Annotated in this window: 22 protein-coding genes and 1 tRNA gene; 11 read left to right on the top strand and 12 right to left on the bottom strand. The window is 64.6% G+C overall.

All coding sequences use genetic code 11. From position 1 onward, the window contains the following. The first annotated feature begins 2 nt into the window (after nt 1-2). From argH to ACSFDB_RS16780, 10 genes are all read left to right on the top strand, one after another. A complete protein-coding gene (gene argH, locus ACSFDB_RS16825) occupies nt 3-1,505 on the top strand; it encodes an argininosuccinate lyase (RefSeq protein ID WP_440772071.1) in 1,503 nt (500 codons plus the stop codon). A gap of 186 nt (nt 1,506-1,691) precedes the next feature. Then, complete coding sequence (gene lysW, locus ACSFDB_RS16820) at nt 1,692-1,856, top strand: lysine biosynthesis protein LysW (protein ID WP_005554620.1); 165 nt, start codon at nt 1,692-1,694, stop codon at nt 1,854-1,856. Next, nucleotides 1,853-2,737, top strand: a complete 885-nt coding sequence (lysX, locus tag ACSFDB_RS16815) for a lysine biosynthesis protein LysX (protein ID WP_440772070.1) — start codon at nt 1,853-1,855, stop codon at nt 2,735-2,737. Before lysW ends, lysX begins: the two co-directional genes overlap by 4 nt. Continuing rightward, the gene (argC, locus tag ACSFDB_RS16810) at nt 2,737-3,813 is read left to right on the top strand and encodes an N-acetyl-gamma-glutamyl-phosphate reductase (RefSeq protein ID WP_440772069.1); all 1,077 of its coding nucleotides are present in this window, start codon (nt 2,737-2,739) and stop codon (nt 3,811-3,813) included. The genes lysX and argC overlap by 1 nt, the downstream gene beginning before the upstream one ends. Further along, nucleotides 3,814-4,671, top strand: a complete 858-nt coding sequence (locus tag ACSFDB_RS16805) for an acetylglutamate/acetylaminoadipate kinase (RefSeq protein ID WP_440772068.1) — start codon at nt 3,814-3,816, stop codon at nt 4,669-4,671. Further along, nucleotides 4,668-5,822, top strand: coding sequence for an aspartate aminotransferase family protein (locus ACSFDB_RS16800; protein ID WP_440772067.1), 1,155 nt, complete (start codon nt 4,668-4,670; stop codon nt 5,820-5,822). The genes ACSFDB_RS16805 and ACSFDB_RS16800 overlap by 4 nt, the downstream gene beginning before the upstream one ends. Next, complete coding sequence (locus ACSFDB_RS16795) at nt 5,819-6,928, top strand: [LysW]-lysine hydrolase (RefSeq protein WP_440772066.1); 1,110 nt, start codon at nt 5,819-5,821, stop codon at nt 6,926-6,928. Before ACSFDB_RS16800 ends, ACSFDB_RS16795 begins: the two co-directional genes overlap by 4 nt. Further along, the gene (argF, locus tag ACSFDB_RS16790) at nt 6,928-7,848 is read left to right on the top strand and encodes an ornithine carbamoyltransferase (protein ID WP_440772065.1); all 921 of its coding nucleotides are present in this window, start codon (nt 6,928-6,930) and stop codon (nt 7,846-7,848) included. The genes ACSFDB_RS16795 and argF overlap by 1 nt, the downstream gene beginning before the upstream one ends. A 462-nt stretch (nt 7,849-8,310) precedes the next feature. Continuing rightward, a complete protein-coding gene (gene thrC, locus ACSFDB_RS16785; RefSeq protein WP_440772064.1) occupies nt 8,311-9,588 on the top strand; it encodes a threonine synthase in 1,278 nt (425 codons plus the stop codon). A gap of 708 nt (nt 9,589-10,296) precedes the next feature. Next, nucleotides 10,297-11,196: a transcription initiation factor IIB gene (locus tag ACSFDB_RS16780; protein ID WP_440772063.1), complete on the top strand. Its 900-nt coding sequence runs from the start codon at nt 10,297-10,299 to the stop codon at nt 11,194-11,196. Between the two features lie 97 nt (nt 11,197-11,293). On the opposite strand, the gene ACSFDB_RS16775 is transcribed toward ACSFDB_RS16780, so the two are convergent. The 3 genes from ACSFDB_RS16775 to ACSFDB_RS16765 form a co-directional block, all read right to left on the bottom strand. Further along, nucleotides 11,294-13,396, bottom strand: a complete 2,103-nt coding sequence (locus tag ACSFDB_RS16775; protein WP_440772062.1) for a minichromosome maintenance protein MCM — start codon at nt 13,394-13,396, stop codon at nt 11,294-11,296. A 364-nt stretch (nt 13,397-13,760) separates the two neighbouring features. Beyond that, nucleotides 13,761-14,417, bottom strand: coding sequence for a DUF502 domain-containing protein (locus ACSFDB_RS16770; RefSeq protein ID WP_440772061.1), 657 nt, complete (start codon nt 14,415-14,417; stop codon nt 13,761-13,763). A gap of 590 nt (nt 14,418-15,007) precedes the next feature. Further along, a tRNA-Pro gene (locus tag ACSFDB_RS16765) sits at nt 15,008-15,080 on the bottom strand. Nucleotides 15,081-15,165: 85 nt separating this feature from the next. Here ACSFDB_RS16765 and ACSFDB_RS16760 point away from each other — a divergent pair. Next, on the top strand, nt 15,166-15,420 hold the full coding sequence (locus ACSFDB_RS16760) for a pro-sigmaK processing inhibitor BofA family protein (protein WP_440772060.1): 255 nt from the start codon (nt 15,166-15,168) through the stop codon (nt 15,418-15,420). A 48-nt stretch (nt 15,421-15,468) separates the two neighbouring features. On the opposite strand, the gene ACSFDB_RS16755 is transcribed toward ACSFDB_RS16760, so the two are convergent. The 9 genes from ACSFDB_RS16755 to ACSFDB_RS16715 form a co-directional block, all read right to left on the bottom strand. Next, on the bottom strand, nt 15,469-16,167 hold the full coding sequence (locus ACSFDB_RS16755) for a DUF7504 family protein (protein WP_440772059.1): 699 nt from the start codon (nt 16,165-16,167) through the stop codon (nt 15,469-15,471). Nucleotides 16,168-16,336: 169 nt separating this feature from the next. Next, nucleotides 16,337-18,403: a DEAD/DEAH box helicase gene (locus tag ACSFDB_RS16750; RefSeq protein ID WP_440772058.1), complete on the bottom strand. Its 2,067-nt coding sequence runs from the start codon at nt 18,401-18,403 to the stop codon at nt 16,337-16,339. A gap of 304 nt (nt 18,404-18,707) precedes the next feature. Continuing rightward, on the bottom strand, nt 18,708-19,610 hold the full coding sequence (locus tag ACSFDB_RS16745; protein WP_440772057.1) for an ABC transporter ATP-binding protein: 903 nt from the start codon (nt 19,608-19,610) through the stop codon (nt 18,708-18,710). Further along, on the bottom strand, nt 19,607-19,840 hold the full coding sequence (locus ACSFDB_RS16740) for a hypothetical protein (protein WP_440772056.1): 234 nt from the start codon (nt 19,838-19,840) through the stop codon (nt 19,607-19,609). The genes ACSFDB_RS16745 and ACSFDB_RS16740 overlap by 4 nt, the downstream gene beginning before the upstream one ends. 1 nt (nt 19,841) lies before the next feature. Beyond that, complete coding sequence (locus ACSFDB_RS16735; RefSeq protein ID WP_440772055.1) at nt 19,842-20,963, bottom strand: ABC transporter substrate-binding protein; 1,122 nt, start codon at nt 20,961-20,963, stop codon at nt 19,842-19,844. Between the two features lie 131 nt (nt 20,964-21,094). Next, complete coding sequence (locus tag ACSFDB_RS16730) at nt 21,095-22,618, bottom strand: NAD(P)H-dependent oxidoreductase (protein ID WP_440772054.1); 1,524 nt, start codon at nt 22,616-22,618, stop codon at nt 21,095-21,097. Between the two features lie 89 nt (nt 22,619-22,707). Then, the gene (locus ACSFDB_RS16725) at nt 22,708-23,091 is read right to left on the bottom strand and encodes a cupin domain-containing protein (protein WP_440772053.1); all 384 of its coding nucleotides are present in this window, start codon (nt 23,089-23,091) and stop codon (nt 22,708-22,710) included. 119 nt (nt 23,092-23,210) lie between these two features. Further along, a complete protein-coding gene (locus ACSFDB_RS16720) occupies nt 23,211-23,405 on the bottom strand; it encodes a cold-shock protein (RefSeq protein ID WP_005554588.1) in 195 nt (64 codons plus the stop codon). 112 nt (nt 23,406-23,517) lie between these two features. Further along, entirely contained in the window at nt 23,518-23,736 is a 219-nt protein-coding gene (locus ACSFDB_RS16715) for a hypothetical protein (RefSeq protein WP_440772052.1), read from the bottom strand. Nucleotides 23,737-23,790: the final 54 nt, after the last annotated feature.

The raw sequence follows: 23,790 nt of genomic DNA, 5'->3' as shown, positions 1-23,790 counted from the left end.
CCATGACCGAGGAGAGCGCTCACGACGACCTGTCCGAACTCGAGTCCGCAGTCGCAACCGACGGGAGCGGCGAGGGCGTCGTCCGGCGGGACCGCTTCAGCGGCGGCCCCGCCCGGAGCTTTCTCTCCTCGCTCGAGGCCGATCGGCGGATCTTCGAGGCCGACCTCGAGGTCGACCGCGCACACGTCCTGATGCTCGCCGAGCAGGGGATCGTCGAGGACGACGTCGCGGGCGAGATTCTGACGGCCCTCGACGCCATCGAAGTCGACGGCCACGGCTCGCTTCCCGACGGCGAGGACGTCCACGAGGCCATCGAGACGGCCGTTATCCAACGCATCGGTGCCGAGGGCGGGAAGATGCACACCGCGCGCTCGCGTAACGACGAGGTCGCGGCCTGCATTCGCTACCGCCTGCGCGAGGACGTTCTCGAGGCCATCGAGACGACGCTCGCGTTGCGCGAGGCACTGGTGGTGGTTGCCGAGGCGAACGCGGAGACGATCATGCCCGGCTACACCCACCTCCAGCCCGCCCAGCCGATCACCGTCGCTCACTGGGCGTGCTCCTACGAGGGAGCCGTCCGCCGCGATACGGAGCGCCTGCTCGAGGCCTACGCCCGGATCAACCAGTCGCCGCTCGGTGGCGCCGCGTTCGCCGGGACGACGTTCGATATCGACCGCGAGCGCACGGCCGAGTTGCTGGGATTCGAGAACGTCGTCGAGAACTCGATGGACGCCTCCTCGAGCCGGGACTTCCTGCTCGAGACGACGCAGGCGCTGTCGACGCACGCGACGACGCTGTCGGGACTCGCGGAGGATCTGATCATCTTCGCGAACCGCGGCTTCGTCGATCTCGCGGACGACTACTCCTCGACGTCGTCGATCATGCCCCAAAAAAAGAATCCCGACACGCTCGAACTCGTCCGCGCGGTCGCGGGCGACGCCGCAGGATCGGTGCAGGGGTTGACGACGACGCTCAAGGGACTGCCGCGCGCGTACAACCGCGACCTCCAGCGGGCGACGACCCACGCCTGGGACACCGTCGACGCCGTGACGGATGCGAGCGAGGTTGCGGCGGGGGCCGTCGCGACGGCCGACTGGAACGAGGAGACGCTGGCCGCCGAAGCCGGCGCGGGCTTCTCGACGGCGACCGGCGTCGCCGACCTGCTCGCGGCGAACGGGCTGCCGTTCAGGACGGCCCACGAGATGGTCGCGATCGCTGCAGCGAACGGGGGCGACTACGAGGCGATCGAGTCGGCTGCCCAGGAGGTACTGGGAGAGCCACTCGAGTCGTTCGTCGACCCCGCGGCCGTCGAGGCCGCGCTCGATCCCGTCGAAAGCGTCGCGAGCCGCGACTCGCAGGGTGGCCCTGCCCCCGACGCGATCGGGCCACAGCTCGAGGCGGCCCGCGAGGCGCTGTCGACCGACGAGGAGTCGCTCGCCGAGACGAGCGATTCGCTCGAGGCGGCTCACGAGGCGCTCCGCGAGGAGGTGAACGGCTATGTCTGAGGCAGAATACCCGCGGCCGGCACCGCGACCGTCCCCGCGAGGGGACAATACACCGTCTACATGATATGTCAGACAAAATTTGCCGCGAATTCGCCTTTTCATCTGCTTAGCGGACAGTCTGTGTAGTGTAATTTTGCTGTTAAGTTCGAAGGCTTTAAGGGTCATCGGCTCTCAGTTGCAGGTACAATGACCGAATGCGTCGAGTGTGGGGCTGAGGTGTCCCTGCACGACGATCTGGAAGTTGGAGAGATCGTTGACTGTACGACCTGTGGAGCAGAGCTAGAAGTCGTCGACACTGAGCCGCCAGTCCTCGAGCGAGCCCCGGAGCTCGAAGAGGACTGGGGTGAGTGACCTTGCAAATAGGAATACTCTACTCACGAATCCGCAAAGACGAGAAGCTCCTCCTCAACGAGCTTCGCGAGCGCGACCACGAGATCACTAAGATCGACGTCCGCAAACAGACGTTCGACATCAGCGAGGTCCCCGAGGAGTTCGCGGACCTCGACATCGTCGTCGACCGCTGTCTCGCCACGAGCCGGAGCCTGTACGCCACGCAGTTCTTCGAGGCCTACGGCATCCCCGTGGTCAACAGCCACGAGACCGCCGACATCTGTGCGGACAAAGTGAAGAACAGCTTAGCGCTCGAGAAAGCCGGCGTCCCCACGCCCGCCACGAAAGTCGCGTTCACCAAGGAGACCGCGATGGAAGCCATCGAGGACTTTGGCTACCCCTGCGTCCTCAAACCCGTCGTGGGTTCCTGGGGCCGCCTGATGGCCAAGATCGACTCGCCAGACGCTGCAGAGGCGATTCTGGAGCACAAGGCGACGCTGGGCCACTACGAGCACAAGGTGTTCTACGTCCAGGAGTTCGTCGACAAACCCGGCCGCGACATCCGCGTGCTCGCGACCGACGGCGAACCGATCGCCGGCATGGTCCGCTCCTCGGACCACTGGATCACGAACGCCGCCAAGGGCGCCGAGACGAACGTCTTCGAACCCGACGAGGAAGCGAAAGAACTGGTGAAGAAGGCCAGCGACGCCGTCGGCGGCGGCCTGCTCGGGATCGACCTCATGGAGACCGACGAGGGATATACGGTCCACGAAGTCAACCACACCGTCGAGTTCAAGGCGCTCGACGGCGCGGTCGACACCGACATCGCCGGCACCGTCGTCGACTGGCTCGAGGAGAAAGCGGCCGCCGAAGCCGACGAGGAACTCGAGGTGACCGTCTGATGGCGGTCGGTACCGAGACCGGTGCAGCGGCGGACGCCGAGACGGTTACCGCGAGCGTCATCGGCGGCAGTGGATTCACGGGCGGCGAACTCCTGCGACTGCTCGCCGGCCATCCGAACTTCGAGATTACGGAAGTCACCAGCCGCTCGAAGGCCGGCAAGAGCGTCGGCTCCGTTCACCCGCCACTTCGCGGCTCGGATCTACGGTTTACCGAACCCGACGATCTCGAGTCCGTCGACGTCCTGTTCGCCGCGACGCCACACGGCGTCTCGATGGGGCAGATCGACGAGTTCTTCGAAATCGCCGACACCGTCGTCGACCTCTCGGCGGACTTCCGCCTCGAGACGGAAGAACAGTACGACGAGTGGTACGACGGCCACGACGCGCCCGAATACCTGGAAAAGGCCGAGTACGCCCTGCCCGAAATCAACCGCGAGAACCTCTCCGGTGCGGGGCTCATTGCTGGCGGCGGCTGTAACGCCACCGCGACGATTCTCGGCCTGTACCCGCTGTTCGAGCACGGGATTCTCGAGGGCGGCGAGCAGGTCGTCGTCGACGTCAAAGTCGGCTCCTCGGAGGGCGGTGCCGGCGGCGGCGAGGCCTCGAGCCACCCCGAGCGCTCGGGCGTCGTCCGTCCGTACGCGCCGACGGGTCACCGTCACGAGGCCGAGATCGAACAGTTCCTCGACACCTCGGTCTCCTTTACGTGCCACGCCGTGGACATGATCCGCGGCGCCAGCGCGACGAACCACGTCTTCCCCTCGGGACCGGTCTCGAAGGGCGACCTCTGGAAGGCCTACCGCGGCTGTTACGAGGACGAGCCGTTCGTCCGCATGGCCGCTGGTGGCTCCGGAGTCTATCGCTACCCCGAACCGAAGGCCGTCGCGGGGACGAACCTCGCCGAGGTCGGCTTCGAACTCGATCCCTCGAACAAACGCATCGTCGTCTTCTCGGCCATCGACAACATGATGAAAGGCTCCGCGGGACAGGCGGTCCACGCCGCCAACATCGCGCTGGGCTTGGAGGAAACGGCCGGACTCGAGTTTACGGGACTGCATCCCGTGGGGGCACCGTAAATGACGACCGTCGTCAAAATCGGCGGCGCGCGGGCCGTCGATCCCGAGGGCGCGCTCGCGGACGTCGCGAGCCTCGTCGAAGACGGCGAAGACGTCGTCCTCACCCACGGCGGCTCGACCGCCGTCGATGAAACCTTGGAAGAACTCGGTCAGGAACCGACCTACGTCGAGACTCCCGGCGGCGTCGTCGGACGCTTCACCGACGAGGACACGATGGACGTCTTCAAGATGGTGATGCCCGGCAAGCTCAACACCGATCTGGTGGAGAGCCTGCAGACCCTCGAGGTGAACGCGGTCGGCCTTTCGGGTACCGACGGCAAACTGCTCGAGGGCAAACGCAAGTCCGCCGTTCGCGTCAAAGAGGACGGCAAGAAGAAGATCAAGCGCGGCGACCACTCGGGCAAGATCGAGTCCGTGAACGCGGACCTGCTCGAGACCGTTCTCGATGGCGGCTACACCCCCGTCGTCTCCGTTCCCATGTTGGGCAAGGAGAAAGGCGGCGGCTACACGGCGGTCAACGCCGACGCAGACCGCGCCGCCGCTGCGATTGCTGGTGCGCTCGATGCGGACCTGGTGCTTCTCACGGACGTCTCGGGGATTTACGAGGATCCCGACGACGAGTCGACGCGTATCGAATCAGCGTCCACGCCCACCGAGTTCTCCGCGGTCAAATCCGCCGCTGAAGGGTTCATGACGAAGAAGGTCATGGCCGCCGAGGAGGCGCTCGAGGGCGGCGCATCGTCGGTTATCGTCGCGACTGCGAACGCCGAGGAGCCGATCACGAGCGCGCTCGCGGGCGAGGGGACGACCCTCGAGCCCGGCGTACTCGAAGACGGGGCTGCGGAGGTGGAACAGTGAGCGACCACGACTTCATCTCCGGCAGCAAGCCCATCGGCATCGAACGCGGCGAGGGGCCGTACCTCTACACCGCAGACGATACGGCGTATCTCGACGCCGGCGCGAGTTTCGCGTGCACGCCGCTGGGTCACAGCCACCCTGCAGTCGTCGAGGCGGTCCAGGAGCAGGTCGGCAAGCTGACGTTTGTCGACTCCTCCTATCCCGTGCAGTCCCGGGAGGACGCCTACGCCGCGCTCGTCGCGGCGACGCCCGACGGACTCGAGTCCGCCTGGTTCTGTAACTCCGGGACCGAGGCCAACGAGGCCGCACTGAAGTTCGCCCGCTCGGCGACCGGCGAGTCGAAGATCATCGCCGCGACCCGCTCGTTCCACGGCCGGACGATGGGCTCGCTCGCGGCGACCTGGAAGGACAAGTACAAGGAGCCGTTCGAACCCCTCGCCGGCGACGTGGAGTTCGTTCCCTACGGCGACAGCGAGGAGCTCGCGGCCGCCGTGGACGACGAGACCGCGGCCGTCATTCTCGAGCCGATTCAGGGCGAAGGCGGGATCAACGTCCCGCCCGCGGGCTACCTCGAGACCGCTCGCGAACTGACCGAGGAGACCGGCGCGGCGCTCGTCTTCGACGAGGTCCAGACCGGCATGGGCCGGACGGGCGAGATGTGGGCCTGCCAGCGGGCAGGCGTCACGCCCGACGTGCTCACGACGGCGAAAGGGCTCGGTAACGGCCTGCCCGTCGGTGCCGTCGCAGTGCAGGACTGGATCGCCGACGGCGCGGCTTCGCACAACGCCACGTTCAGCGGCGGTCCCGTCGTCTCCGCGGCGGTTCACGCGACCCTCTCGACGCTGGTCGAGGAGGAGTGGCCCGCCCACGCCGCCGAGATGGGCGACTATCTCACGGCGGAACTCGAGGCCGCACTCGGCGACGGGGTGCGCGAGGTCCGCGGCGACGGCCTGCTCGTCGGCATCGAGCTGAAACGCGGCGCGAACCGCGTCGCTCGGGATCTGGCGATGGACCACCAGATCCTGGCGCTTCCGGCGGGCCGGACCGTCCTACGTCTGCTCCCGCCGCTCGTGATCGACGAGGCGGAAGCCGATCAGCTCGTGGACGCACTGACCGAGATCGTCGCCCCCGAGGCGAGTGCCGAATCATGAGTGCAGCCATGGAAGATACGACCGACGTCTCGCTCGAGGACGCGCGCCAACTGCTGACCGACCTCGTGTCGATTCCGTCGCCCTCGGGCGACGAGGCGGAGGCCGCGGAGCGACTCGTCGACTTCTTCGACGCCCGCGGCCGCGAGGCGTGGATCGACGAGGTCGGCAACGTTCGCGCACCCGCGGACGACGCCGTCCTCCTCACCTCACACGTCGACACCGTGCCCGGCGAGATTCCGGTCGAGGTAACGTCGGCCGACGAGACCGACGTCGAGCGGGAGGTCGCTGAAGAGACCGGCGAGGATATCCTCTGGGGCCGCGGCAGCGTCGACGCCACCGGCCCGCTGGCCGCGATGGCCGCCGCCGCCGTCCGCACGGGCGTCTCCTTCGTCGGCGTCGTCGGCGAGGAGACGAACTCGCGCGGTGCGCGACACCTCGTGGAGGACCGCGAGGAACCCCGCGCCGTCGTCAACGGCGAGCCAAGCGGTGCGACGGGCATCACGCTCGGCTACCGCGGTTTTCTGGCAGGGACCTACGTTGCGACCAGCGAGTCCGGCCACACCTCGCGTCCCGAACCGAACGCGATCCAGCACGCGACCAACTGGTGGACGGGCGTCGAAGACGCTTTCGAGGACGACGAGTACACGGCCGTCTTCGAGCGCGTCACCGCCAAACCCGTCGACATGAACGGCGGGATCAGCGACGACGGGCTCTCGGTCGAAGCGACGCTCGACGTACAACTGCGGATCCCGCCGTCGCTGGACGCCGAAACGGTCCGCGAGACCGCCGAAGCCGGTCTCGAGATCGGGACCGTCTCCTGGGCAGAGCCGATTCCGCCGGTGATGGAGAGTCCCCGAACCGAGGTCGCCCGAGCGTTCCGCGCGGCGATCCGGAAGGGCGGCAGCGATCCGCGGCTCCTGCGCAAGACCGGTACCAGCGACATGAACCTCTATGCCGGCGTCTGGGACTGCCCGATGGTCACCTACGGCCCCGGCAACTCCGACCTCGATCACGCGCCGGACGAACGGCTCTCGCTCGTCGAGTTCGATCGCTCGGTCGAGGTCTTAGAACGCGTCGCGACGACGCTGCGCGGAGGCGACGACTGATGGCGGGCGATACTGACGTTCGTCACTTCCTCGAGATCGACGATCTCTCGCCGGACGAACTCGAGACGGTCCTCGACCGCGCAGAGACGTACAAAGAGGCCCAGCAGCAGGGGGAAGATCATCCCGATCTGGACGGCCAGACGCTGGGGATGATCTTCCAGAAGCCGAGTACGCGAACCCGCGTCTCCTTCGAGACCGGGATGACCCAACTCGGCGGTCACGCCGTGTTCCTGGGCGAGGACGACATCCAACTGGGCCGCGGCGAGCCGTTAAAAGACACCTCGCGAACGCTCTCGCGGTACGTCGACGCCGTGATGGCTCGCGTCTTCAAACACGAGAACATCGAGGTGTTCGCGGAGTACGCCTCGGTCCCGGTCGTCAACGGGCTTACCGACGACGCCCACCCCTGTCAGACGCTCGCCGATCTGCTAACGATTCGCGAGGAAGAGGGCGGGTTCGAAGACGTTTCGGCGGCCTGGATCGGCGACGGGAACAACGTCGCCCAGTCGTTCGTCCTGGGCTGTGCCATCGCGGGGATCGACCTGACGGTCGCCACGCCCGCGGGGTACGGGATCGACGACTCGGTGCTCGAGCAGGCACGAGCACTCGGCGGCGATCCGACGGTGACGACCGACCCGGTCGAGGCCGTCTCCGACGCCGACGTCATCTACACCGACGTTTGGATCAGCATGGGCCAGGAGGACGAACGCGACGTCCGAATGGACGCCTTCGAGGGCTTTCAGGTTCGCTCGGGGTTACTCGAGCACGCCCCCGACGCGTCGGTCATGCACTGTCTGCCCGCCCACCGCGGCGAGGAGATTACCGACGACGTCATCGAGAGCGATCGGTCGATCGTCTTCGATCAGGCCGAGAATCGGTTGCATGCCCAGAAGGCGTTGTTGAGCTGGCTGCTCGAGTAACCGTCGGAGTCAACTGTTTCGCGGTCACCCTCACTACGATCCCCGAGTCGCGTACGCGAAGTCGTCACACCGGGGGTCGTCGACGCTTGTCGGCCATCCCCCTGCGTCGGTACGTGTTCCCTTCCGGTCGATAACCCGAACATTACCCGAGGAAATACAGTATTGCCTCTCGACAGGATCGACGGCGGAGCTGAACGATCTTCCGTGCTTATATGTAGCGTTCAAATCGTTCCGACCGGAAGATGTCGTTCAGAGTACTGCTCGCCACGCTGATCATGCTGCTCGGGCCGGCGGCCCTGTTGGCAGTGCATCTGACGTGAGCGAGTTCGGGGGTGGTGAACAGGCGATAGACTGTGTGGATCGACCGAGACGCTCGTTTTTGGCCGTTCCGTCGACGGGTTCGGAGCGTCGGGACCGCCGAACCCACGTGCTTTTTCTCCCTCGCCTCCCTCTCGAGGGACAATGAGTCTCAGTCTCTCCGCGGACCAGCCGTCAGCACCCGACGACGCCGACGACGGCGTCTGGCTCGAGTGTATCGAGTGCGGTGAAACGTTCGCTCCCTTCGACGATATTCGCTATACCTGTGACGAGTGTGACGGGCTGCTCGAGGTCCGCTACGACGAGCTGCCGACGTTCGACGACTTCGAGGGCCACGGTGTCTGGCGCTACGCCGACGCCCTGCCGTTCGAGGCGGGTGTCTCGATTCAGGAGGGGGCGACGCCGCTGTACGAGGTGCCGCGGCTCGAGGACGATATCGGCGTCGAGGCGCTGCGGATCAAACACGAGGGGATGAACCCGACGGGCTCGTTCAAGGATCGCGGGATGACCGTCGGCGTCCGGGTCGCCGAGGAACTCGGCGTCGGTCGACTCGCCTGTGCGTCGACGGGGAACACGAGCGCGGCCCTCGCGGCCTACGGCTCCCGCGGCGGGATGGAGACGCTCGTGCTCCTTCCCGCAGGGAAGGTCGCAGCAGGGAAGATCGCCCAAGCGAGTCTCCACGGCGCTCGAATTCTCGAGGTCGACGGCAACTTCGACGCCTGCCTCGACATCGTCCAGGAGCTGGCCGGCCAGGGCGAGGCCTACCTGCTGAACTCGCTGAACCCGTTCCGACTCGAGGGCCAGAAGACGATCGGTCTCGAGATCCTCGAGGGCTTTCTCGCCGACTACGACGCGGTTCCGGACCGAATCGTGCTGCCGGTCGGCAACGCCGGGAACACCTCGGCGCTGTACAAGGCCTTCCGCGAACTCGTTCAGGCGGGCGAGCTCGAGAAGGAGGACGTGCCCAAACTGACGGGCGTTCAAGCCGAGGGCGCGGCACCGATGGTCGAAGCGATCGAAAACGGCGCGGACGAAGTGACGCGCTGGGAGGAGGTCGAGACGCGCGCGACGGCGATCCGAATCGGGAACCCGGTCAACGCACCGAAGGCACTGCCCGGGATCCGCGAGACCGGCGGCACCGCCGTCGCGGTCTCCGACGAGGAGATCACCGAGGCCCAGCGGGACGTCGCCGGCGAGGGAATCGGCGTCGAACCCGCTTCAGCCGCCTCTATTGCGGGCCTGCGGAAGCTCCGACGCAAGGGGATCGTCGACGACGACGAACGCGTCGCCTGTCTGACGACCGGTCACCTGCTCAAGGACCCCGACGCCGCAGCGGCCGCGGGTGCCGATCCCGAACCGGTGCCGAACGATCTCGAAGGGGTCCTCGCGACCCTCGCGAGCGAGGGTTCGTCGGAGCGGTAGATCCGACGGTGTTCTCGAGCATCTTCGCAAGTGATGCTGTGTCTTTCGAGTGCACGACCCGCGTCAGACGCGTCTGACGGCCGACTGACTGAGCTTTTTCCGGACTGCGTGCGAAGCCGTATCCATGTCCGTCGAGCAACGACCTCCCGCCGGAACGTCCCCCACTGACGAACTCGTGGCAGCGCGAGGACGATCGCCCTCCGAGCGAGCGGCTGATTCCGTGTCCAGCCATCCCTCGAGCGTAGGGGGAACTGATCGCACGACGCCCCCGAAGCCACCCCTCCACGCTCGGATCGAACAAACACAGTTGCGGGTGCAGGTCGCAGCACTCGAACGCGCACTCGAGACGAGCGAGCGACGACGACAGACCGTCATCGACCGATACGAGCACCTCCTCGCGGAGCGCGAGGCATCAGCCAACGAGTCGTCGGCGTCGACGGCGCGACCCGGCCCCTCCCTGAAACGACTTCTCGGTTTGTCGCACTGAGCTTCGACGATTCGTCGTTCGACCGAATACCCTGAAACGACTGCGCTTTCGACCGGCCGCTTCGCTGCCGTGAGCGCCGACCGTCGACCGGTTGCTCGGCTCCTTCTTTCGGATGCACCGAGTCATCGATCGGACACCGTTCGCGTATTTATTCCCATTAGCCATCCTACATTTTAAATACTATCACGAACCTCAAATCACATACGGAATGGAAATAACCAATGGTTGATGTTGACTCAACTTCCGAGTGTCCCGAATGCGACGGCAGATTACGAACGAGGGGAACTGAAACTATCTGTGAGGACTGCGGACTCGTCTCTGCGGAGGATTCGATCGACCGCGGCCCTGAATGGCGTTCGTTCGATGAGGAGGAGACTGACCGTCGGCGAACTGGTGCCCCGTTGACTCGCTCGAGACACGACCGTGGGCTCTCGACGGAGATTGGCTACGGCTCCGGCTCGGACGCCGACTACCGGTCCCGACTCACCGGTCGGAAACGACGCCAGATTACCCGGCTTCGCCGAGAACACAATCGCGCTCGAATCTCTACGAAGGCCAAACGCAATCAGGTGTACGGATTCACCGAAATTCAGCGGGTCAACGTCTCGCTGTCGCTTCCCGACTCGGTCAGGGAGCAGGCGTGTGTCCTGTTCAAATCGGCCCAATCCGAGGGTCTCTTTCCGGGGCGGTCACTCGAGGGGTTTGCCGCTGCATCGGTGTATGCGACCTGTCGAACGCAGTCGAATCCGCGAACGATCGCCGAGGTGACGACCGTTGCTCGCGCCAGCGACGACGAACTCACCGTTGCCTACGATGCGCTCAACCGCGAACTCGGGCTACCCACCGGTCCGATCGATCCGACACAGTACCTGCCGCGGTACGCCTCGAAACTCGACCTCGGGACGGCCGTCGAGCGCCGCGCCCACGAGTTTGCGTCCACGTTACTGCAAAACGGGGCGGTCGGTGGGCGCAACCCCAGCGGCGTCGCGGCGGCCTGTCTCTACGAGGCGGCCGGCGAACGCGAGGAGTGGCCGACGGTCACGCAGGCTGCGGCGGCCGACGTCGCCGACGTTGCGCCGGCGACGGTTCGATCGACCGTGAAAACGATCCGAGAGCTGTGACTCGTCGTCGAACACTGCGTCGGGACAACTCATTCGGTTCGATTTGATCGCCCTCGAGCGCTATCGTCGACCCCGGCGTCGTCTACAGTCGGTTCGATTACGTCGTTCGGAGGTTGTCCATGCTCGGCTCGTAGACCTCGCCTTTCTGCTTGAGCTTCTCGATCTCGTGTTCCGCTTTGGACTGATCCATCCCGATCTCTTCGGCCCGCTCCATGACGATGTCGACCGGCGCGCCGTCGTCGTACTCCTCTTCAATATCGCTGATGAGCTGTTTGAGGTTCTTGATCCGGTCGCGCTGGGACTTCGAGGTTCCTGCCTCGACGATGTCCGCGTCGAACTCGCCCGTTTCAGGATCGACCCCGATATCCTGTAGACACGAGCGAACGATCTCGATGACGCGGTTCGCGTCCGACTCCTCGACCGTATCCGAAAGCCGTACGCGAGCGCTGGCCTCCGAGAGACGGACGAGCGCCTCGAGTTTCCGTGCCGTCACCGGGATCGGCGCGTCGTCGTCGGTCCCCTTCGAGCGCAGGTCGACGTAGAAATCCCGGATCGCGTTGCGGGCCACCTCCGTCATCCGCGGATGACAGTTCTGCTTCGAGTAGGCGATGTACTTCCGCAGGAGGTCGGCGTCGATCTCGGGATCGACCTTCTCGGTCATCTCCTCGATCTCCTCGCTCGAGACGTCCATCGTGTTCATCTGCTTCTGTTGGGTCGTCAGCTCGCCGGCGTAGTTGGTGTTGATGATGTGTTCGGCGAGGTTTCGATCTTTCTCCTCGTCCGGCTCGTCGGTGACGGTGAAGATCAGATCGAATCGGGAGATGAGCGCCGGCTCGAGGTCGATCTGCTCGCTGATGGGCTCGTAGTGGTCGAAGCGGCCGTACTTGGGGTTCGCAGCTCCGAGGAGCGAGCAGCGAGATTTGAGCGTCGCGTTGATCCCCGCCTTGGAGACCGAGATTTTCTGTTGCTCTAAGGCCTCGTGCATAGCGGACCTATCTTCGCTTCGCATTTTATCTAGCTCGTCAACTGCCGCGATTCCGCGGTCGGCAAGGACGAGCGCGCCGGCCTCGAGCGTCCACTGTTGGCCGTCGCCGAAGTCGTCGCGAACTGCGGCGGCAGTAAGCCCAGCAGAGGAGGAACCCTTACCAGACGTATAGACGGCTCGAGGGGCGATATTTTTGATGTAGCCGATCATCTGCGATTTTCCGGTACCCGGATCACCGATCAGCAGCATATGCAGGTCGCCACGGATCCTCGAGCCGTCGGGCAACTGCTTCGTCACGCCCGAAAACAGCTGCAAAATCATCGCGAGCTTCTCCTGTTCGTAGCCGTAGATCGAGGGGGCGATGGAGGCGACCATCTGCTCGTAGACGTCGTCCTGATTGGAAATCTCGTAGATCGCCTTTTTGTCCTCGTCGGTGATGTCCATGTCCTCGAACTGCTCTTCGTCGATGTCGACGGACATCCCCTCCATGTAAAAGTCGAAGACGGGCGACTTCTCCTGCTGGTCGCCCTGTTGCTCGAGTCGCAACACGCCGGTCGCGGAGACGTGGTCGCCGGGGGTGACCTCGCCGGTGATGTCGTCTTCGATGTGGACGTCGAGCGACTGCGGGGTCTCTCCGCCGCGTAGTCCTTCGGGGCTCTCTTGCATCCGGAGCTTCTGGGAGTCGACGAACTCCGACTGGTCGAAGTTCACTTTGAACGGTCCCTGTCGCTCACAGCCTTGACACTCGTGGGGCTCCTGGAAGTCGCCGCTGGACTGGGGAATCCGCGTCAGGGTGCCACAGAGCTGGCACTCGAAGGCGGCCTCCTCGATCTTCGGGCGGACGTCGGTAGCCTTCCGGACGATGCCGTGGACCTGCACGAGGGAGTTCATATCCCGCGCGCGGATCTCCCGAATTTCGGGGGCCTCCGTCTCGGGGAGCCCTCGAATCCTGACGTGGGCCTGTCCGAGGCTAACGTCGATCGGCAGGTCGTACAGCCGCAGCGCCTCCTCGGCGTAGCGCTGGAGCTGTTCGGGCTGGTTGAGATAGTCGTCCGCGAGATCCGGATCGTACCGGTAGAGGTCCTGCCAGTCGATATGAAGCGAGCGCTGCTCGTTGGGGTATCGCTGCGCAAGCTGCTTGATCTCGTTGTCGTAGTAGTTGCGGAAGAACTGCTCGAATGCGTCGACGAGTTCCGTATTTCCCGCTTGCGCCATTGGACACTCTTAGGTGCGCCATCGGGTATAAATGGTAGCAAAGCGGAGCGAAACTGATCGGCCACGTCTCGAGTCGTCCCGTTCGGATCGTCCGCGGGCACCTCAGTTCGCGGGTTCGGCGCCTGTCTCGTTCCGACGGCGGTCGCTCACCTCGAGTGTAAGACGACCGACAAAGCTGAGTCACCCTTCGAGCTGTGACACCGCGTCCGACAATCGCCGCCAGCGAGCTACTGGGGGCGCACACGCCGCATTCCTGTATTCCTGTGGGCCGCTTCGGCCACACACATGCTTTCGACTACTGGGTTATGTAGGTGCGGCCAATCTGTTTTGGTCATCACCGGTGATAGTCGGACTGTCGACAATTTCACTCGTGTTCCGCTTCGCCGAGTTCGGTGGAGGCGACGCCAAGCGTCGCGATCGAGCGGATGGCCTCCTCGACGGTGATGTCGACGTCGTAGACGTGCTCGGCTGGCATATGCATCACGAACCCGTTGGTCGTCGGATTCGGGCCAAGGGGGACCATGACGGTCACCATCGTATCGTCGCCGACGCGTTCTTCGACCACCCTCGGGGTATCCGCAGTGAGAAAGGCCAGCATGTAGGCGTCCCGATGGGGGAACTCGACGAGTTTCACGTCCTTGAACTGCTCCGTATCGTCGTCGAGCAACATGGTACTCGCCCGGCGAACGCTCTCGTAGACCGTGCTGATTCCGGGGATAGTCTCCATCGTTGCGTGAACGCGCCTCGAGATGTACCGACCGGGCGTGTACTCCGCAACGATGCCGATCACGACGAAGAACGCGATCAGCGAGAGGAGCGTCACCAACTGGACGACCGCCGTCGGCGGATCGTTCGGCAGAACGTAGATGATTCCCTGGACGATCGGCGAGAGCACGCCGAGGATGAAATCGACGACGACGAGCAACACCAGGAGCGTAATCACCAGCGGAATCGCGATTGCGATTCCGTTGATCAGCCAGCGCTTGAAGAGGGCTCTCGGGTCGCCTCGAGGCTCCGGCATGTGTTCTAGGCGAACGGATGTGATCGGGAAGTCGTTCGGCTTGCAGGGACCGTCGCGTTAGGTGATGGGTTCGAATCTCGGGATGGTTCCGGCTCCACCGAGGTCTTCTCCCCGTCGCTCGACGACTCGTTACCGTTCTCGAAACCCAATGGGTGCATCGAGATTATATGACGTATATAACGAGTGAACTTCCATACAGACTGTAAATTGTCCAGAACTGGCCCAAACGAAAGACGGGTAAAAAGGGGCTGGACCGGTCAGAACCGGTACGGTATGAGCGGCGACGAACCGCGGCGAGCGGTAGCCCAGTGCGTCGATTGTGATGCGGTTTTCGCAGCCAGTATTGCCTCGGACGGCTCGATTCGGAGTATCGGTCGCCCCGATGGCTGTAGCTGTGGTGGACGGGAGTTCGTTCTGTTATCCGAGTGACTAGTGTACTCGAGGCTTACCGGTGTTTCCATAGGGGTGACTCGAGTGAGAGACAGTCCCTTCCCGTCGCTACGTGGGTGGTGCTCTCAGAAGCGTTCCGTCGAGGGACCAGGGAACCGTTACACAGTCGTCGCTCGCGAGTTTGCTCGCGGCAGAAGTGATGGGATCGCCCGGATTTGAACCGGGGTCACGGGCACCCAAGGCCCGAAGTATACCAAGCTAACCCACGATCCCGTACCTCCCTCTAACTGGTGCACTGCATAAAGGGTTTCGTTACGCACCGAACGGTTTTACCGGTCGACGTGATACCGCCGAGCACATGACTGGTCTCGAAATCCTCCTCCTCGTCCTCGTTCTCGTGGGTGTACTCCTCGCCGCGACGATCGTTCGTGCGATCAGCCCGTTCATCGTCAACGCGGTCGTCGGCTTGCTCGTCTTATTCCTCGCCAACGCGGTGTTCGCCCTCCCGATTGCGGTGACGCCGGTCGTTCTCCTGATCGTCGCTCTGGGCGGCGTCCTCGGTGCGATCGCCGTGATCGTCCTCGCACTATTCGGTATCGCGTTCGTCCCCTAAAACGAGACTCCCACGCGTCAGCGAATCGCTGTCAGCCCGCCCCTGCCGTCACTTCTCCAGAATTCGAGCGATGTCTTCGTCGGTCGCCTCGGCCGTCGGCGTCGGCTCGAGTTCGATCGTCCCCGCCGTGCCGTCGTTCCACTCTGCGAGCAGGTCTGCGACCTCCTCGTCGGTCGCCTCCGAGAGCGAGTCTTCGGTGTCCTCGTCGGCGACGACGGCATCGAAGATCGTTCCGAACGTGGAGACGACCCGATCCTCGTAGTACGTCGGATCGAAGTGGAAGTGTGCGGCGGCGTCGACGCTCGCGAGTCGGTTCGTAAGTACATGCGTGAACTGGAAGGCGTGCTTGGGAGACGAACTGCACAGCACTGCATCGAGCGAGTCGAAACAGACCGTGATCCGCTCGTCCGACTCCTCCCAGTGTTTGCAGAACCGACTGATCGCGACGCCGATTTCGGAGAGATCGGTCGGATCGCAGACGGCGTCGACGACGACGGTGTCGGTGAAGTCGGGATCCACGTCGCCGGTGCTGTGTAACAGGTCGCCGACTCGTAGCAGTCCGACCGTGCCCTCGACGTCGTCCGAATCCGGTTCGGCCGGCTGGTCGTCGCCGAACGTCACGCTGAGTTCGGCCGTGGGGTCGTGCTCGTGACGGAGTTCGGCGCAGGCGTCGGACTCGCCGCGGGGCGCGTGAACGAGCAAGACGTTGGCCGGCGGTTCGATCTCGGCGGGTGGTTCGGGCTCCATTGATTTCGTCGGGGTGATCCCCGTGCTGATAGCTGCATTGGCACTCTCGTTCTTTACCGTTCCGGCCGCTGATACGTTCCTCAAAAGGGTTCCGGCCGGAGTCGCGTGGGTGTGACTCCCGGACGTGATTGGACGAACCGAATTGTCTCAGTGACAGACTCGAGGCTGCCTACAGATCGTCGTCGCGAAGCTCGAGGTCGGCGACGAGTTCGTAGGGGTGGGCGTCCTTCCGAATGCCGTCGAGCAGCGCGAACGCGTCGCCGGGGTCGAGGAAGTGTCTCGTGATGACGCGGCCCAGCGGCGTGGGTTCGAAGCCGTCGATGAAGTCGTACTGCAGGAGCTTTCCGATGGCGTGTTTCGTCGGGATATCCCCGATCATGCGGTCGTTGAGCGCCTTTGCGGCCTTCCCGCCGACCGTGATGTTCGCGAGCGTCTCCTCGACGGCCGCGCCCTCGTCGTAGTGGGTCATCACCGACTCCATGTCTCCTTTTAACAACTTGAACGCGACCTCGTCCTCGCTCATCTCCATCGAGTTGTGGTAGGCGCAGTCGGGTTCGACGAGGACGTACACCGTCCCCTTGTCGTGGTAGTCCGGCCGACCCGCGCGGCCGAGCATCTGGTGGAACTCCTGGACCGAGAGCCACTCGATCCCCATCGCCAGCGAGTCGAAGATGACCTGCGAGGCCGGGAAGTCGACCCCTGCCGCGAGGGCTGCGGTCGTGACGACAGCGGACAACTCCTGTTCGCCGAACTGGCGTTCGACCTGTTTCCGTTTTCGGTAGTCCAGCCCCGCGTGGTACGGCGCGGCGGAGTAATCGAGTTTTCGCGAGATCTCGTGACACCGTCGCCGGGAGTTCGTGAAGATGATCGTCTGCCCGCGATACCCCTTCGAGGATTCGGTGTCGAACGCGCGCTTGACGAGTTTGTTCTCGATACGGACCTTCTCCTGTCCGTCGGCGAACGTGACGTGGCGCTCGATCGGGACCGGCCGCTCCTCGAACTCGATGAGTTTCGCCTCGAGCGCCGTCGCTAACTGCTCGGGGTTGCCGACGGTCGCGGAGAGGTAGACCCACTGTGCACCCTCGTACTCCTCGCGGCGTTTCGCCCGCTGCTCGCAGGTGTACTTCAATCGCGAGATGAGTCCGTCCAGTCGGTGGCCCCGTTCTTCCTCTTTGAGCGTGTGGACCTCGTCGATGACGACGGTCCCGATGTCGCCCATCTCTTTGCCCGTCCGCAGGGCGTGGTCGATCCCCTCGTAGGTGCCGACGATGACGTCGGCGTTGGGATCGAACTGGTTGCCGTTGTCCGAAATCCGACTCGCGCCCACGCGAATCGAGACGTCGACGAGGTGGCCGTACTCGTCCTGGAAATCCTCGTACTTCTGGTTCGCGAGCGCCACGAGGGGGACGAGAAACAGCATCTTGCCCTTCCCCTCGAGCACGCGGTCGATCCCGGTCATCTCGCCGACGAGCGTCTTCCCGGTCGCCGTCGCCGAGACCACCATCTGGTCGTCGCCGTCGAGCAGTCCGTGATCCACCGCGAGGCTCTGGACGGGCAACAGCGTCTCGAACCGGTCCTCGAGCAGGTTCTGGACCCCCGGATGCAGGTTCATCGAGTCCACCCGGACGGGGTCGACCTCGTCGGTCGTCGCCGAGATGGTATCGAACTTCGTCAGGTCGGGGTCGAGTTGCCCTTTCAGCAGGTTGACGATCCGTTCTAAGTCCTGGACCTCCATCATGAGGTCCTCGAGGCGGTCTTTCGCGGCCCCCGTCACCTCGCCGCCGCCGGCGTAGCTCAACTGCCGTTCGAGCTGCTGGCGCGCACAGTCCTTGCAGATCCAGTCGTTGTCGTCCTTGATTGCCGTCTCCGTCGTGATCGGCGAGTAGCGGCCCGCGGAGGCGCAGTACCGGCAGGTCCGGACGGTCTTGGTCTTGTCGTCGAGCTGGTAGCCGCCGAACATCTCGGTGAGCTCCTGGCGACCTGCCCTCGAGGTCTGTTCCGAAATGCGGATCCGCTGCGCTCGGCGGGCGAGTTCGACGAACTCGTCGGGTTGGCGGGGCTCCTCGCTCGAGCCGTCTTTCAGCCGGAACTTCGCGGGGCGGGGGCCGGCCGAGGTTTCGGACAGCCCGAGTTTCGCCCGGAACAGCCGCTGTCCGTCACGTTCGACGACGACGAGGTAGTCGTTGCCGATCTCGTGACAAAAGATCGTCTCGACCTCCTGGACCTGCTTCGACACGACAACAGATAGTCGCGTGGCGTACTTGAGCGATTCGGACTCTATTCGGTAGAAGATAACACATATCAAGATACCGTCCCCGGTTCGGCGTCGATCGAATCGGAGTCCGGTACCTCACCGACGACTGCGCAGACAGCCCTCGACGGGCTCGCCCTGTCGATCCGCCAGGAACCGCACGCGACCGCGTCCGCGCCTACCCGACTCCGCGTCTCCGTGCGGCCGGCGACGTGCCGGCCGCCCTCCGACAGCCGTTGGGGCGGCTGCGAGGGTTGTAGGCGATAGCGGCCGGACGACCGTCTGGGGTTCACTCCTCGACGGGATGGTGGGGCATGATCGTCGGTCCCTCTTCGCTGTAACCGACGGTGGCGACGACGCCGAACACTTCCTCGAGCAGTTCGTCGGTGACGACCTCATCGGGCGGCCCCCAGTCGTAGACGGAGCCGTCACGGAGCGCGACGAGGTTGTCGGCGTAGCGGGCGGCTTGGGAGATGTCGTGGAGGACGACGCCGACCGTGACGCCGCGTTCTTCGTTGATCGTTCGGACGACCTGCATCACCCGAAGCTGATGGTGGAGGTCGAGGTAGGTCGTCGGCTCGTCGAGCAGGAGGACGTCGGTCTCCTGGGCGAGTACCATCGCGATCCAGACGAGCTGTTTCTGGCCGCCGCTCAGGTTACCGACGTTCTCGTCGCGCAGGTGGTCGACGCCCGCGAGGTCGATCGCCCGTTCGACGGCCGCCTCGTCGTCCGCGCCGACGGTATCGAAGAAGCCTTTGTGGGGGTACCGGCCGTAGTAGATCAGCTCTTCGGCGCTCATGCTGCCCGGTGACTCGTGCTCCTGGGAGAGCAAGCCCACGCGGCGGGCGAACGCTTTGGAGTCGAAGTCGTCGATGTCGCCGCCGTCGAGGAGGACGACGCCGTCGTCGGGAGCGTGCTGGCGGGCCAGCGCCTTCAGCAGCGTCGACTTTCCGCTGCCGTTCGGACCGACCAGGGCCGTCACCTCGCCCGCGGGGAGATCGAGTCGGTCGACCTCGACGACCGGCTCTTCGGTCGAGGGGTAGCCGATGGCGAGCTCCTCGCCGACGAGTCGGCTCGAGTCGTCGGTCTCCGTGTCGGTGTCGCTCGGCGGTGGCCGGCGCTCGAGATCGGTTTCGGCTGTCTCGCTGTCGGATCGCGTGGACGAGGATTCGAGGGAGTGTTCGTTGCTCATAGGTCACCGAGTTGGTCGCGTTTGCACAGCAGATCGCGGCAGTACGAGCTTCCGACCAGTTCCGTCAAGGGACCGACCGGAAGCTGCAGCCGATCGTCAGCCGCTAGTAGTCGCTGCCGACGATCGTGCTGGACCACGTGAAGGACGATGAGGCCAACGAAGCCGCTGATGCCGGTCGCGACGCCACCGTACCCGCGGCTCTCGTTCGACGACGCGACGTCCCCGCTCATCTCACTCCCCGCCCCGGACGATCTCGGCGACTCGGTCGCGGTCGAAGAGTTCCCCATCGAACTGATTGGGGTAGCACTCGAGTGCGGTCCGTTCGGTGACGAACAGGTTGTAGATCGGTCCCTGGTAGATCGGACCGCCGCGGAACACCCGCTCGCTCTCGACGGCGGTGAGGTCGCTTGCGACGCTGTGATCTGCCATATACTCGAGGACGGTGTCTTCGAACTCTTCGCGGCTTTTGTCCTCGTGGCCGCGCAGGAAGATGGCGTCCGGATCGACGTCGAGAATCGCCTCGTAGTCGAGCGTACCTCGGTCGCTCGTGCTCAGGCCGTCGATACCGGTGCCCTCGAGCGCGTCGCCGATCTCGAGGTCGCGATAGTGTTTGGTGCCGGCACCCTCGTCGCTGATGCGATACGGGGAGAACTCCTCCGGTTCGTTCGACCCCTCGAAGAGCAACAGGCCGTCGGGTCGGTCGCCATCGTCCGGCAGCGACGCATCGATTTCCGCGAGCAGTTCGTCGTGCACCGTCGAAAACGCCTCGTAGCGATCCTCGCGGCCGAACACCTGCGCGACTTTCTCGAAGGCCTCGTACAGCGTGTAGTACTCGTAGTCGTGCCAGTCGTCGGTCCGTCGAAAGATCGTGTTCCCGATGAACGGGGCGACGTATTCCTCGAGTTCGCTTACGTCGTCGGCGTCGAGTCCGAACGCGGCGTTGTGTTCGAGCCAGTTCGGGTCTACCAGGTGGACGTCGACATCGAGTTCGTAGAACAGCTCCTTGTCGACGCCGTCGTTCCACAGCGGCGTCGGCTCCGCGGGGTAGGGAACGTCGAGTTCGTCGTAGTACTCGGCGTGAAACCGGTCGGGCTCGCCGACGGCTCGCAGCCCGTCGCCGACGCCGAGTGCGACGCCCATGTCGGCGTAGTCGCTCTCGTAGGCGAGCCAGGTTTCGGGCACCGACTCGAACTCGACGGTGCCGACCGTCTCCATCGTCACGGCGGTCGATCCGCCGTCGGTATCGTCGCCTCCCTCATCGTCGTCCCCGGTCCCGCTGACGCAGCCGGCGAGTACTCCGACCGTCGTCGCTCCCGTCGCGAGAACAGTTCGTCGAGTCGCTGTCGATTCCATACGCTTTAGGCTCACCTAATCATTGAAAAACACACCGTTTTAGGACTGCCTAAAACGCGGAGCGACCATCGCAGTCGAACGGTCTCGAGACGGCCGAATTCTGGACTGGCGAAGCGAACGGTCTCCAGAGACTACAGTAGCCCGTACAGCGGGACGAGGGCAAACCACGCGATGTAGCTCAACGATGCGGCCATCAACCCGTCGATACGCTGGGCGCCTGCTGTCTCGTCTAGGCGACGTCGAACCAGCCAGCAGATCCCCAGCGCGTGGGGGACAGAGAGAGCGATCGCCGGACCGTACGCGTCGGGAACCAGCCCCAGAAGGTGCCAGCCGACTGCAGTCAGGGCGGCCAGTAGCACCGTTCCCATTGCGACCGCGCCGGCGCCGCCGATCCCGAACCGGACGGCGATCGTTCGCTTGCCTACGGCCCGATCGGCCGCGTAGTCGGGTACCCCGGCGAGCGTAATCGAGGGGAGAACGGCCAGTAGGAACGGAACGCCGAGCAGCCACGGCTCCGGCTCCCGCCACGAGCCGCCGAGAGCGAGGAACCCGATCAGCAGCACGCCGATACTGTGGGTCCAGCCAACGGTCACCTCGCCGAGCGTTCGATACGACAGTTCTAGCGGTGGGGCGGTATAACCGAGCGCCAGCACCGCGAGTACGGCTACCGCGCTCGCCGTCGCAACCGTCGAGCCAGCGCTGGCCGCCACCGTCGCAGCACCGAACACCACCGCGAGCACGAGCGTCACGCCGATCCCGATCTGAAGCTCACGAACCGATAACGCGTCGTCGACCAGCACCTGCGACCCGCCCGTGAACGGCCCGGCGAACGCGTTCTGTCGGTCGGTCCCGTAATCGTAGTACTCGTTGCTCAATACCGTCGCCGCCTCGAGGAAAAACAAGAAACCCAACCCTAGCCAGTACGCACTCGAACCGAAGACATCGCTCGAGCCGACCGCGGCCAGCGCACCGATCGTGTAGGCGAGCCACGCCATCGGGTAGAACTGCAAGCGGAGCGCGCCGAGCCACGTCTTCGCTTTGTGCGTCGCTCGCGCCGTCTGTGACTCCGGCCCCGTCACCAGACTCCGGCCGTGCTCTCTGACCCGATGGAGCCACCCTTTCCGTTCCTCGAGCGTCGAGGACTCGACTGGCCCAAGTTCGGTCACCCGCGTGGTCCGAACGCCGGCGTAGCCCAGCGTGGCGCGTTTGACGGCGTTGGTGCCCGGCTGGCGGTAGATCCAGCGGTAGACCCACGGCGGCATGTCCATCGTGACGATCAACTCGGCCGTCTTGTCGTCGAGCAACTCGACGTGGCCCGCACCCGCTCCCTCCTCGTACTCGGCGAAGGCGAACCCGGGTTCGAAGACGCGGTCGAAAAAGCCCTTGAGCCGCGCGGGCATCGTCCCCCACCAGTTCGGGTAGACGAAGGCGAGGTGGTCGGCCCACCCAATCAGCCGCTGGGCGGCCCGGAGGTCGTCCTCGAGGTACTGATCGGTCGGACTCTCGGCGTGGACGTCGGGATCGAACGCGAGGTCGTCGACGGCGAGCGCCCGTACGTCGACGCCCGCCGCCTCGGCCCCCTCACAGTAGGCGTCGGCCAGCGCGCCACAGAAGCTCTCGGGCCGGGGGTGGCCCAGAATACAGAGGACGTTCACGACGTTGCCGGCGATTCAACGATCCGAGTGATATAGTTGATCCGTCGTTGCCGGCTGCGAAGCCGCGGTCGTCGCCGAGTCGCCGTCGCTCACTCGACCAGTTCGATCGCGTCGTCGCCGTTGGGAACCGCACAGATGAACGCGCCCCGCTCGTCGCCCTCGTTTCGGTACCAGTGGACGGTCCCGCCGGGGATGAGCAGCGAATCGCCCGCTCGGACCTCGTACTCCGCGTCTCCGATGCCCACCGTGTACTCGCCCTCGAGAACGTACTGCTCGTGTTCGACCTCGTTCGTGTGTTCGGGCACCTCCGCGCCGGCCTCGAGGACGAACCGTCGGATCGCGAAGTTCGGCGCACCGTCCGTCTCGTCGATCAGGACGCCCTTCTCGAGGCCGTCGGCGGCGCTTACGGGTTCGTACTCGATCTCGTCGCGTCGGCGGATCATCGGCTCGGGGTCGGCTGTCGATTCGGCCATACCAGTCAGTGGGCGCCGAAGCCACTAAACGTTCATCGGGTTCGCTATCGCCGGCAAGCGCCGTCGCTCGTCGATGTAAAATACAGTTCTGAAGTGCCGATACCTCCGCGAATTCCGATTTACAGGCGCTCGACGTTCGTCGCGCGCGGGCCCTTGGGGGCCTGCTCGATGTCGAACTCGAGCTCCTGTCCTTCCTCAAGGTCCGGGCCGCCGATGTCTTCCATGTGGAAGAACACGTCGTCGTCCGCGTCCTCAGTCTCGATGAATCCGTAGCCGCCAGTGTCGTTGAAGAAATCAACGGTTCCTTTCGCCATTGCTTCTAAAGAGAGTGCTCCGATACGCATAAAGGCTGCGACTCGATTCATCTCGCCGCTCCGGTCCGATAACGGGCTTTGAGCGGTTTCCCGTCCGATCTCCGCCGTCTCGTTAGAGCTCGTTTCGCCCCTCGAGTCGGTGGACCGTCACGGAGACGAAAAATACCAGCATGAACAGGAAAAAGCCGATGACGAGTCCGCCGAGTTCGGTCGCGCCGATGCCGCCCGGGGTGACCATCGCGAGCACTGCCAGCGCCAGGATGAAGACGAGAATCGTAAAGACGCCGACGGCGTAGTAGAAGCCGGTGTCCGACTCGAGGTACTCCCGCATAGGCATACGTTTCATCGCGGTCGGCAAAACGCTACCGGCAGCGGGCCGCTCGAG

The organism is Natronorubrum amylolyticum (assembly GCF_052040145.1).
Lineage (GTDB): Archaea > Halobacteriota > Halobacteria > Halobacteriales > Natrialbaceae > Natronorubrum.
Note: the sequence above shows the minus strand (reverse complement) of the source record. Positions and strands in the feature narration are given on the sequence as shown.